This window comes from Roseovarius sp. (genome assembly GCF_018066915.1).
GTDB lineage: Bacteria > Pseudomonadota > Alphaproteobacteria > Rhodobacterales > Rhodobacteraceae > Roseovarius.
In genome coordinates, this window is record NZ_JAGPVV010000220.1 from 20,307 (window position 1) to 31,868 (window position 11,562).

The window sequence follows — 11,562 nt, forward strand, 5'->3', positions numbered from 1 at the left end:
TCGGTGTTCAGCGACAACACAAATTCAAACGGGAGAGTCTGATGGTCACACTCACGATAAACGGAGAACCGCGCGAGATTGATGCGAACCCAGACATGCCACTTCTGTGGGTGCTGCGCGACGAACTCAAGATGACCGGCACCAAGTTCGGCTGCGGCGTGGCCTCCTGCGGAGCCTGCACCGTTCACATCGACGGTGAACCCACACGGTCCTGTCAGGCGCTCATCGGCGATCTCGAAGGTGCCAACGTGACGACGATCGAGGCGATCGACACACCGGCGGCCAAGGCGATCCAGGCAGCCTGGGTCGAGTTGCAGGTCCCGCAATGCGGCTACTGCCAGTCCGGCCAGATCATGTCGGCCTCGGCGCTTTTGACGGCAACGCCCAAGCCCACCGACGACGATATCGACGCCGCCATGGAGGGCAATCTGTGCCGATGCGCCACCTATGCCCGTATCCGCAGGGCGATCCACCGCGCCGCCGAAATCATGGAGGCCTGATATGCTACATTACCTGAATGCCTCGCTCCCCACACCGCAGCCCACGCGCCGCGCCTTCCTCAAGCTGTCCGCCGGGGCTGTGGGCGGACTACTCATCGGCGCCGTCATCCCCCACAAGGGCCTTGCCAACACCGCGTCCGGGGCTGTGGCCACGCCCTTCGTCCACATCACGCCAGACAACCGCGTCATCGTTCTCAGCAAGCATCTGGACAAGGGTCAGGGCACGGCGACAGGCCTCGCCACGCTGGTTGCCGAGGAACTCGACGCCGCCGCCGAGCAGGTCGAGGTGGAATTTGCACCGTCGAACCCGGAGGTCTACAAGAACCTCCTGTTTGGCGTCCAAGGCACTGGCGGCTCCACCGCCATGGCCAACTCGTTTGACCAATACCGTCAGGCCGGGGCTGTTGTCCGCGCCATGATCGTGGCCGCTGCGGCCTCTGAATGGGGTCTGCCCGCCAGCGAGATCACGATAACCAACGGCGTTGTCTCAGGCGGCAGCAACTCGGCTACTCTGGGCGCGCTTTCGGCCCTCGCTGCGGCGCAGGAGCCCCCGACCGACGTAACGCTGAAATCCCCGCAAGACTGGGTCTATATCGGCAAGGGTTTTCCCCGCGTCGAACTGCCGATGAAGACGCGTGGCAGCGTTGGTCTTTTTGGAATGGACGTCCAGCCCGACGGTGGCCTTGTCGCCGTGACCGCCCGCCCGCCCCGCTTTGGGGCAACGCTGGCCTCAGTGGACGCAACCGAGGCCCTTGCGCTGGACGGGGTCGAGGCGGTTCTTGAGATCCCGCAAGGTGTTGTGGTGATCGCCAGCAATACATGGATTGCAATGCAGGGCCGCGACGCGCTCACGCTCGACTGGGTCGAGGGCTCGGGCGAAACCCGCGGCACCGACGCGCTGCTCGCCGAGTTTCGCGCCTCTCTGGACGAACCCGGCCTGCCATCCCATCCGCGCGGCGATGCGGCCGCGAAACTCGCACAAGCCGCGCAGGTGGTCGAGGCTGAATACGTCTTCCCCTACCTTGCACATGCGCCAATGGAGCCGCTCGACATGACCGTGCTTTACGACGGCCAGTCGGCGACCTTCTGGGGCGGCTCTCAGATCCAGACCGTCGATCATGGCACGGCTGCGGCAGTCCTCGGCCTCGAATTTCCGCAGATCACGATCAACACCCGCTGGGGCGGCGGGTCTTTCGGTCGCCGCGCAACCCCGGACGGCCATCTGACCGCCGAGGCTGCGATGATCGGCAAGGCTTGGCTTGACGCGGGCAACGCCGCACGCCCGATCAAACTTGTGTATTCCCGCGAAGACGACATTCGCGGCGGCTATTACCGGCCAATGGCGGTGCACCGCGTGCGCGCCGGGCTCGATGCCGAGGGCAATATCTCGGGCTGGGAGCATCGGGTCGTCAGCCAGTCGATCTTTACCGGCACCGCGTTTGAGAGCTTTACCGTCAAGGACGGGGTCGACCATTCGACGGTCGAGGGTATTTCGGACACGACCTATGCGATCCCGGACATGCATGTAGATGTGCATCATCCTGCGGTTGGCGTCCCCACCCTGTGGTGGCGTTCGGTCGGGCACACCCACACGGCCTATGTCATGGAAACCATGATGGATGAACTCGCCGTGGCGGCCGGTCGGGATCCGATCGAGTTCCGCTTGGCTTATCTCACGGGCGACGCGCGGCTCGCCGGTGTGTTGCAACTTGCAGCGGAAAAGGCGGGGGCGGCGGGGCCAGAGGGCACCCATCGCGGCATCGCGGTTCACAAAAGCTTCAATAGTTACGTGGCCGAGATCGCAGATGTCCGGCTCCGCGATGACGGCACCGTCAAGGTCGAGAAAGTGACCTGCGGCGTCGATTGTGGCGTGCCGATCAACCCCGACAATATCACCGCCCAGGTCGAGGGGGCGCTCGGCTACGGTTTGTCGGCCATCCTGCGCGAAGAGATCACGATGGTGGACGGCGAGGTAGAACAGGCGAACTTCCCCGACTACACGCCGCTCCGGATCACCGACATGCCAGAGGTCGAGGTTCACATTGTCCGCTCGGACGCGGCCCCCACGGGCATTGGCGAGCCAGGCACGCCCCCGATTGGCCCGGCAGTCGCTAACGCCGTCTTCCGGGCAACCGGAACCCGCATTCGTGAATTGCCATTCACAAGGCATGGGCTGGCGTGACACGAAGGCGACGTTAAACGGGACCAGAGACGCGTTCGGGGATTGATCCACCTCAAGGGCACCCAGGCGCAAGCCTGCGATCCGGCTTTCCAAGCGTGCAGAGAGGGGTACTGGTATCTTAAGGTGCGGCGCATGGGCGGCGGAACGCCGGTTTGCCCCGCCCTCGATGGTGCCCGCGGCCGGACTCGAACCGGCACGGCCAAAGGCCTGGAGATTTTAAGTCTCCTGTGTCTACCATTCCACCACGCGGGCACGGGGGGTGCGGGGCGGACAATATCCGCTTTGGCGGGGGTGTAAAGCCATAGGCGGGAACACAGAGCGGATCAGATCACATCCGACATCGCGTTTTCCTTGACCGCCTGCATCGCCACATAGGTCGAGGTATTGGCCAGATGTGGCAAGGTCGAGATATGTTCGGCCAGAACCCGGCGATAATCGGCCATGCTCTGCGTGCGGATCTTCATCAGGTAGTCGAAATTCCCAGCGATCAGATGCACTTGCTCGATCTCGGGGATTTTCGACACGGCGGCGTTGAACTCTGCCAAGGCCGCCTCGCGCGTGTCATGCAGGCGCACTTCGACGAAACTCACGTGATCAAGGCCAAGGCGGATGGGATCGAAAAGCGCGCGGTAGCCGGTGATGACGCCATCCCGCTCCAGCCGCCGGAGGCGCGCTTGGGTGGGGGATTTCGACAACCCGATCTCGCGCGCAAGCTCGGTGACGCTGATCCGCCCGTCCCCCGCCAGAACCCGTAGAATCGCCCGGTCAAAGCGGTCGAGGTCGAGCTGTTCGTTTTGATCCATGGCACGCTCCAAATTCAAACCATCCGGCCTGAAATTTCATTCTAATCAGGAAAAGTCACTGGTTCAATGATGCTATGATGTGCCATCCAACCATGGGGACCCGCATGCCATACGACACCGACATTCGCCGCGCCATCGACCTTGCCACCTACGCGGACGAGGCCGAAACGCTGGCGCGCCTGACCGCTGCTGCCAACCTCTCCGAGGCGGACCGAGCGCGGATTTGCGCGCGCGGCGCAGAGCTTGTGCGCGCCATTCGCGGGCAATCGAGCCCCGGTTTGATGGAGGTGTTTCTGGCCGAATACGGCCTCTCGACCGATGAGGGCATCGCGCTCATGTGTCTGGCAGAGGCGCTCTTGCGGGTGCCGGACGCCGACACCATTGATGCGCTGATCGAGGACAAGATCGCGCCGTCGGACTGGGGCAAGCATATGGGCCATTCCACCTCGCCGCTGGTCAATGCCTCGACCTGGGCGTTGATGCTGACCGGCAAGGTGCTCAAGGACGAAAAACCCGGCCCCGTGGGCCATCTGCGCAGCGCCATCAAGCGGCTGGGCGAGCCGGTGATCCGCACCGCCGTGGGCCGCGCGATGAAGGAAATGGGCCGCCAATTCGTGCTGGGCGAGACCATTCAGGGGGCCATGGACCGCGCGGCGGGGATGGAGAAAAAGGGCTACAGCTATTCCTATGACATGCTGGGCGAGGCGGCGCGCACCGATGCCGACGCGACCCGCTATCACCTCAGCTATTCGCGCGCCATCACCGCGATTGCCAATGCCTGCACGCAGGCCGACATTCGCAGCAATCCCGGCATTTCCGTGAAACTCTCGGCGCTGCATCCGCGCTATGAGGTGGCGCAGCGCGCGCAGGTCATGGAAGTTCTGGTGCCGCGCCTGCGCAGCCTCGCACTCTTGGCGAAATCAGCCAAGATGGGCCTCAACATCGACGCCGAAGAGGCGGATCGTCTGTCGCTCTCGCTCGACGTGATCGAGACCGTTCTGGAAGAGCCGGCGCTTGCCGGTTGGGACGGGTTCGGCGTGGTGGTGCAGGCTTACGGTCAACGCGCCAGCCATGTGATTGATTTTCTTTATGATCTGGCCACACGTCTGGACCGCAAGATCATGGTGCGCCTCGTCAAGGGTGCCTATTGGGATACCGAGATCAAGCGCGCGCAGGTGGCGGGGATCGACGGCTTTCCGGTCTTTACCTCCAAACCGGCGACCGATGTCAGCTATATCGCCAATGCGCGCAAGCTCTTGTCGATGACCGACCGCATCTATCCGCAATTCGCCACCCATAACGCCCATACCGCCGCCGCCATTCTCGATATGGCGAGCGACAAGGCTGCGTTTGAATTCCAGCGCCTGCATGGCATGGGCGAGGCGCTGCATGACATCATCCTCAAGGCCGAGGGCACCCGCTGCCGCATCTATGCGCCGGTCGGCGCGCATCGCGATCTCTTGGCCTACCTAGTGCGGCGGCTCTTGGAAAATGGCGCAAATTCCAGCTTTGTGAACCAGATCGTCAACGAAGAGGTGGCCCCCGAAGAGGTCGCGCGCGATCCCTTTGTGGCGGTGAACGATCCGCAACCGCATCTGCCCAAAGGCCCGGACCTGTTCCAGCCCGAGCGCCCCAATTCGCGCGGCTTTGACCTGCGTCACCAGCCGACACTCGACAGGATTGAGGCAGCGCGCGCGCCCTATGCCCAGCACCGCTGGGAGGCCGCACCGCTGATCGCAGGCACGCCCGCGCCGCAAGCTCCCGAAGCGGTCGAGAACCCGGCCGATCCCGCCGACACCCCCGGCACCGTGGCATGGGCCAGCAAGGCCGATATCGAGATGGCCTTGGCTGCCGCCGCCGCATGGGGCGCCCCCGCCAAGGAGCGCGGCGTGATCCTCAACCGCGTGGCGGACCTTTATGAAGAAAATTACGCCGAGATCTTCGCGCTGCTGACCCGCGAGGCGGGGAAATCCATCCCCGATGCCGTGGCCGAACTGCGCGAGGCGGTAGATTTCCTGCGCTACTACGCCGCCCATGCGCCCGAAGGCGCGCCCATCGGCACCTTTACCTGCATCAGCCCGTGGAATTTCCCGCTGGCCATCTTTACCGGCCAGATCGCGGCGGCCTTGGCCGCAGGCAATGCGGTGCTGTCGAAACCTGCTGAACAGACGCCGCTCATCGCGCATCTGGCGGTCAGCCTCATGCACAAGGCGGGCGTGCCCGCCACGGCGCTGCAACTTTTGCCCGGTGCCGGCGATGTCGGCGCGGCGCTCACCTCTGACGCGCGTGTGGGTGGCGTGGCCTTTACCGGCTCGACCGACACGGCGCTGAAAATCCGCGCGGCCATGGCCAAGAACCTCACCCCCGGCGCGCCGCTCATCGCGGAAACCGGCGGCATGAACGCGATGATCGTGGACAGCACCGCGCTGCCGGAACAGGCCGTGCAGGCAATTGTCGAGAGCGCGTTTCAATCCGCTGGCCAACGCTGTTCGGCGTTGCGTTGTCTTTATGTGCAGGACGACATCGCGCCACATTTTCTCGAAATGCTGACCGGCGCGATGGATGCGCTCACGGTCGGCAACCCGTGGCACCTGAGCACAGATTGTGGGCCCGTCATCGACGAAGAGGCGCGCGCCGGCATTGCCGCGCATATCCAGACCGCGCGCGCGCAAGGGCGGCTCTTGCATGAGCTGAAAACGCCAAACGCGGGCACGTATATTGCCCCCACGCTGATCAAGGTCGGCGGGATCGGCGATATCGAGCGCGAAATCTTTGGCCCGGTCCTTCATGTCGCCACGTTCAAATCCGGCGATCTTGACCGCGTTATCAGCGCCATCAACGCCACCGGCTATGGCCTGACCTTTGGTCTCATGACCCGGATCGACGACCGCGTGCAGCATGTCACCGAGGCGGTGCATGCGGGCAATATCTATGTCAACCGCAACCAGATCGGGGCCATCGTGGGCAGCCAACCCTTTGGCGGCGAAGGCATGTCGGGCACCGGGCCCAAGGCTGGCGGGCCGCATTACCTCACCCGCTTTACCGCGCGCGCCGCGCCGGAACAGGGCGAGAAATGGACCGAAGCCATGTCGGCGCACGCGGCGCAAAAGGCGCTTGATGCCGCCAATGCCGCCGCCCGCCCCGCCCGCGCAGCCCTTGTTCTGCCGGGGCCGACCGGCGAGTCGAACCGCCTCACCACCCATGTGCGTCCCGCGCTTCTCTGCATGGGGCCGGGGGCGGATCTGGCAGCGGCACAGGCGCGCGCGGTCGAAGGGTTGGGCGGCGTCGCCGTCACCGCCACAGGCCGGGTGGACCCCGAGGCGCTTGTGACCATGGGCGGCCTGTCGGGCGTGCTCTGGTGGGGGTGCGAGAGCGAGGCGCGCGCCTATGCCGGAGCCATGGCGCGGCGCGCAGGCCCGATCCTGCCGCTGATCACCGGGTTGCCAGACACCGGCCACGCGCTCCACGAGCGGCATGTCTGCGTCGATACCACGGCAGCGGGCGGCAACGCGGCGCTCTTGAGCGGGATGTCCTGAGCCAAAGACCAAAGGTCCGAAATCTTCCAAGGATTTCGGACCGCTGTCTTTTCAGACACGCGGCGTATCGTCGGTGATTTGGCGCTTTCCGACCGGGCGAATGCGCGCTAGCTTTCGCCTATGTTCCCGATCCGCGATCATAACCCTTCGGGGCGCAGACCCTATGTCACCTACGGGCTGATCGCGCTCAACGTCGTGATTTTCATAGCCTACTGGCCGCTTTTCGCGAATGAGCGGGCGCTCAATCTCTTTTTCTACGACTGGGCGATGATCCCCGCCAAGGTGACGCAACTGGGGGATTTCACCGGGCTGCTGACCTCGATGTTCCTGCATGGGGGCGTGCTGCACCTTGCGGGAAACATGCTCTTTCTGTGGATCTTCGGCGACAATATGGAGGATCGGATGGGGCATCTGCCCTATCTGGCCTTTTACCTTGCCACCGGCGTCGCGGCAGGGCTGGCGCATATCCTGGGCAGTCCGGGGTCGATGGTGCCGACCGTGGGGGCCTCAGGCGCGATTGCCGGGGTGATGGGCGGGTATCTCTTGCTCTTTCCACGTGCGCGGGTCGATATCTTGCTGTTTTTTCTCGTGTTCTTTCGCATCATCCCAATTCCTGCGGCGATCATGCTGGTGCTGTGGTTCGCGCTTCAGGTGATGGCCGGGTTGGGCAGCGATCCTGACATGGGCGGGGTCGCCTATTGGGCGCATGCGGGTGGGTTTGTCGCGGGCTTGGCGCTGACGTTGCCGGTCTTTCTGCGGCTTGGCGGCCCGCGTTTCTGGCGCGCGACCCATGGCACGCCACCGCATCCCACGCCCGACTATCGCTTTCGCCAGAGTTCCATTCCGACCGTTAGGAAACGCCGATGACCCAACCTCTCAAGGCGACCTGCCATTGCGGCGCGGTTGAGCTGCGCGTGACGCTGTCAGAGGCGCTGACGTCCGCGCGGCGGTGTGACTGTTCGTTCTGTCGCAGGCGGGGTGCGGCGGCGGTTTCGGCACCGCTGAGCGGGGTCGAGATTGTCAGAGGGGCCGACAATCTCACGCTTTATCAATGGGGCACCGGCACGGCCAAGCATTATTTCTGCAAGACATGCGGGATTTACACGCATCATCAGCGCCGCTCGAACCCCAACGAATATGGCGTCAATCTTGGGGCGATTGACGGCGTGAACCCGCGCGATCTCGACCCGATTGGGTGGGTCGATGGGGTCAATCACCCATCGGATGCGTGACGGGCTGTGAGGAAGAGTTTGGCCGAGAGTTGACATCGGCCCCAACCGCCAAAGCGCGGACTCAAGGTGCCAAAAGACTAGCCAATACCCGCCCTCTCACCCCCGGATCACGCCCGCGAACTTGTCAAAAATCGCCTCGTTGGCGCAGATCACTTCGCCATCGGCCAGAATATTGCCGCCGGGGCGCAGCGGTTCGACGAACCCGCCCGCCTCGCGCACGATGATCACACCTGCCGCCAGATCCCACGCGTTCAATCGCCGTTCCCAGAACCCCTCATAGCGCCCCGCCGCGACATAGGCCATGTCGAGCGCCGCCGATCCCCAGCGGCGCACGCCCGCGCAGGTCGGCATCAATTTCGCCAAATCCTGCAAGGTCTCGGGCAGGTCCGACCGCCCGCCAAAGGGCAGGCCGGTGGAAAAAATCGACTCGATCATCTTGCTGCGCCCCGAGACGCGCAGGCGGCTTTCGTTCATCCAGGCCCCGGCACCTTTTTCGGCAAAGAACGCCTCATCCTTGCTGGCGTCGTAAATGACGCCCGCCACCACCTCGCCCTTGTGTTCAAGCGCGATAGAGACCGCCCAATGCGGCAGGCCGTGCAGGAAATTGGTGGTCCCGTCCAGCGGATCGACGATCCAGCGACGGGTGGGGTCCTGCCCCTCTTCCTCGCCGCCCTCTTCGGCCAGCCAACCATAGGTCGGGCGCGCGCCCATCAACTCGGTCTTGAGGATTTTCTCGGCGGCAATATCGGCGCGGCTGACGAAATCACCGGCGCCCTTCATGCTGACCTGAAGGTTCTCGACCTCGCGGAAATCCTTGGCCAGTGCCCGCCCCGCTTTGCGCGCGGCCTTGAGCATGACGTTGAGATTGGCACTACCTACCATTGCAAGGGCTCCTTTTGGGTCAGGCCGGGGCTATACGCCGCGCATCCGCAACAGACAAGGCCCGATCAGGTAAAGCGGTTGTCACGGGGGAAACCGCGCGGGGCCATGCGGCCAATGCCTGCGCGTTTGCCCAGCCATTCCTCGAGATTGCTTTCAGTGCGGGTGCGCCCGGCCGGGTCGCGCCATGTCAGCCCGTCGGCCAGATCAAAGGTGGTGGCGTCACTCAGCCCGCCATCCTTGTATTTCTGGAGCCGAACGCCCTTGCCGCGCCCAAGTTCCGGCAGTTCATCCAAGGCGAACACCAGCACCTTACGGTTATCCCCCACGCAGGCGACGTGATCGCCCGTCACCGGGCGGCAGACCACGGCGCGGGCCGGTTCCTTGAGGTTCAGCACCTGCTTGCCGCTGCGGGTCTGGGCCACAACCTCTTCCTCGGGCACGATGAAACCGTCCCCGGCATCAGAGGCCACCAGCAATTTGCGCCCCGGCTTGTGAATGAGCAGATCGACGATACCGGCCTCGTTGGGCAGATCGACCATCAGGCGCAGCGGCTCGCCCATGCCGCGCCCGCCGGGCAGGTTCGAAGCGCTAAGCGTGTAAAAACGGCCATTGCTGCCAAAGACCAGAATCCGGTCGGTGGTCTCGGCGTGGAACATGAAGCGCGGCGCATCGCCATCCTTGAACTTCAACTCGCGGCTCAGATCGAGGTGCCCGGTCATGGCCCTGATCCAGCCCATCTGGCTGCACACCACGGTAATCGGCTCGCGGTCGATCATCGCCTCGAGCGGCACCTCTTCGACGCTACCCGCCTCGGCAAATTTCGTGCGGCGCGCGCCAATGGCGTGGCTCTTGCCAAAGGTCTTCTTGACCTCTTTCAACTGATCCGCGACCGCCGCCCATTGCAGGGACACATCGTCCAGCAGATCTTCCAGCCCCGCGCGCTCTGCCATCAGCGCGTCACGCTCGGCGCGCAACTCCATCTCTTCCAGACGCCGCAAGGACCGCAGGCGCATGTTGAGGATAGCCTCGGCCTGCACCTCGGACAGCCCCGGCTCGTCCGAGTGGGGGGGCGGCACATACTCTGCCTCGGACATGGCGCGCGGCACCGTGCGGCTCCAATCCTCGCGCATCAGGGCTGCCTTGGGATCATCGTCATAGCGGATGATGTCGATCACCCGGTCGAGATTTAGGAAGGCGATGATCAGCCCTTCCAGAACCTCTAGCCGGTGGTCGATCTTTTCCATCCGATGCGCCGAGCGGCGCAACAGCACCTCTTGGCGGAAATCGAGAAAGGCGCGCAGCACCTCTTTCAGCGAGCAGACCTTGGGTGTGACCCCGTCAATCAGCACATTCATGTTGAGCGAGAACCGCACTTCCAATTCGGAATTGCGATACATCATGCCCATCAACACCTCGGGATCGACATTCTTGGAGCGCGGCTCGAGGATCAGGCGCACGTCATCGGCGCTCTCGTCGCGGACATCGGCAAGGATCGGCACCTTGCGGGTCTGGATCAGTTCGGCGATGCGCTCGATCAGCTTGGATTTCTGCACCTGATAGGGAATCTCTGTGACGACGATCTGCCATTGACCGCGCCCCAGATCCTCCATCTCCCATTTGCAGCGCAGGCGGAACGCGCCGCGCCCGGTCAGATAGGCCTGTGCGATGCTCTCGGGCGGCTCGACGATCACACCGCCGGTGGGGAAATCGGGGCCGGGGATGTATTGCAAAAGCGTCTCGTCGCGGGCATCGGGCGACTTGATCATATGCAGACACGCATCAATCAACTCGGCGATGTTATGCGGCGGAATGTTCGTGGCCATGCCCACGGCAATGCCTGACGATCCATTCGCCAGAAGGTTCGGAAAGGACGCAGGCAAAACGATCGGCTCGCGCAGCGTGCCGTCGTAATTGTCGCGGAAATCGACCGCATCCTCGGCCAGACCATCCAGCAACGCCTCGGCAAAGGCGGTCATCCGCGCCTCTGTGTAGCGGCTGGCGGCGGGGTTATCGCCGTCGATATTGCCGAAATTGCCCTGCCCGTCCACCAGCGGATAGCGCACCGCGAAATCCTGCGCCAGACGCGCCATCGCATCGTAAATCGCAGCGTCACCATGCGGGTGATAGTTGCCCATCACATCGCCGGAAATCTTGGCGGATTTGCGGAACCCCCCGGTGCTCGACAGCCTGAGTTCGCGCATCGCATAGAGAATGCGGCGATGCACCGGTTTGAGACCGTCGCGCGCATCGGGCAACGCCCGGTGCATGATCGTGGACAGCGCATAGGTTAGATAGCGCTCGCCAATCGCGCGGCGCAGCGGTTCCGACACAGCCTCGGGCCGCATGTTGGGGTCGTCCAGCAAATCACTCATGGATATGGTGTAGCCTTGGTGTCCTGCGGCGTAAAGCACCCAGAGAGCACAGGTT

8 protein-coding genes and 1 tRNA gene are annotated in these 11,562 nt (G+C 63.8%); 5 read left to right on the plus strand and 4 right to left on the minus strand.

Annotated features, from left to right (window positions below):
* The first annotated feature begins 41 nt into the window (after positions 1 to 41).
* Positions 42 to 500 (plus strand): (2Fe-2S)-binding protein, encoded by a 459-nt coding sequence (locus KBT70_RS12395; RefSeq protein ID WP_296633724.1) that lies wholly within the window; start codon positions 42 to 44, stop codon positions 498 to 500.
* 1 nt (position 501) lies between these two features.
* Positions 502 to 2,682 carry a xanthine dehydrogenase family protein molybdopterin-binding subunit gene (locus tag KBT70_RS12400; RefSeq protein ID WP_296633731.1) on the plus strand — a complete coding sequence of 727 codons (2,181 nt, stop codon included), beginning with the start codon at positions 502 to 504 and terminating at the stop codon, positions 2,680 to 2,682.
* A gap of 167 nt (positions 2,683 to 2,849) precedes the next feature.
* Here KBT70_RS12400 and KBT70_RS12405 read toward each other — a convergent pair.
* Together KBT70_RS12405 and KBT70_RS12410 are read right to left on the minus strand one after the other, a co-directional pair.
* Positions 2,850 to 2,934: transfer RNA gene (locus tag KBT70_RS12405), tRNA-Leu, on the minus strand.
* A gap of 71 nt (positions 2,935 to 3,005) precedes the next feature.
* Positions 3,006 to 3,485, minus strand: coding sequence for an Lrp/AsnC ligand binding domain-containing protein (locus KBT70_RS12410; RefSeq protein ID WP_296633738.1), 480 nt, complete (start codon positions 3,483 to 3,485; stop codon positions 3,006 to 3,008).
* Between the two features lie 104 nt (positions 3,486 to 3,589).
* On the opposite strand from KBT70_RS12410, the gene putA reads away from it, so the two are divergent.
* The 3 genes from putA to KBT70_RS12425 all read left to right on the plus strand — a co-directional run bounded on the left by putA (position 3,590) and on the right by KBT70_RS12425 (position 8,253).
* Entirely contained in the window at positions 3,590 to 7,021 is a 3,432-nt protein-coding gene (putA, locus tag KBT70_RS12415; protein ID WP_296633743.1) for a bifunctional proline dehydrogenase/L-glutamate gamma-semialdehyde dehydrogenase PutA, read from the plus strand.
* A gap of 120 nt (positions 7,022 to 7,141) precedes the next feature.
* Complete coding sequence (locus tag KBT70_RS12420; protein ID WP_296633747.1) at positions 7,142 to 7,888, plus strand: rhomboid family intramembrane serine protease; 747 nt, start codon at positions 7,142 to 7,144, stop codon at positions 7,886 to 7,888.
* On the plus strand, positions 7,885 to 8,253 hold the full coding sequence (locus KBT70_RS12425) for a GFA family protein (protein WP_296633753.1): 369 nt from the start codon (positions 7,885 to 7,887) through the stop codon (positions 8,251 to 8,253). The genes KBT70_RS12420 and KBT70_RS12425 overlap by 4 nt, the downstream gene beginning before the upstream one ends.
* Before the next feature lie 96 nt (positions 8,254 to 8,349).
* Here KBT70_RS12425 and KBT70_RS12430 read toward each other — a convergent pair whose 3' ends face one another.
* Both KBT70_RS12430 and KBT70_RS12435 read right to left on the minus strand, forming a co-directional pair.
* A complete protein-coding gene (locus KBT70_RS12430; protein WP_296633756.1) occupies positions 8,350 to 9,135 on the minus strand; it encodes an inositol monophosphatase family protein in 786 nt (261 codons plus the stop codon).
* Between the two features lie 65 nt (positions 9,136 to 9,200).
* Positions 9,201 to 11,507, minus strand: a complete 2,307-nt coding sequence (locus tag KBT70_RS12435) for a DNA topoisomerase IV subunit A (protein ID WP_296633762.1) — start codon at positions 11,505 to 11,507, stop codon at positions 9,201 to 9,203.
* Positions 11,508 to 11,562 lie beyond the last annotated feature (55 nt).

What these genes read in the sequence shown, in the direction of transcription:
- KBT70_RS12395 (WP_296633724.1), top strand. Translation starts at nt 42, where the DNA reads ATGGTCACACTCACGATAAACGGAGAACCGCGCGAGATTGATGCGAAC.
- KBT70_RS12400 (WP_296633731.1), top strand. Translation starts at nt 502, where the DNA reads ATGCTACATTACCTGAATGCCTCGCTCCCCACACCGCAGCCCACGCGC.
- KBT70_RS12410 (WP_296633738.1), bottom strand. Translation starts at nt 3,485, where the DNA reads ATGGATCAAAACGAACAGCTCGACCTCGACCGCTTTGACCGGGCGATT.
- putA (WP_296633743.1), top strand. Translation starts at nt 3,590, where the DNA reads ATGCCATACGACACCGACATTCGCCGCGCCATCGACCTTGCCACCTAC.
- KBT70_RS12420 (WP_296633747.1), top strand. Translation starts at nt 7,142, where the DNA reads ATGTTCCCGATCCGCGATCATAACCCTTCGGGGCGCAGACCCTATGTC.
- KBT70_RS12425 (WP_296633753.1), top strand. Translation starts at nt 7,885, where the DNA reads ATGACCCAACCTCTCAAGGCGACCTGCCATTGCGGCGCGGTTGAGCTG.
- KBT70_RS12430 (WP_296633756.1), bottom strand. Translation starts at nt 9,135, where the DNA reads ATGGTAGGTAGTGCCAATCTCAACGTCATGCTCAAGGCCGCGCGCAAA.
- KBT70_RS12435 (WP_296633762.1), bottom strand. Translation starts at nt 11,507, where the DNA reads ATGAGTGATTTGCTGGACGACCCCAACATGCGGCCCGAGGCTGTGTCG.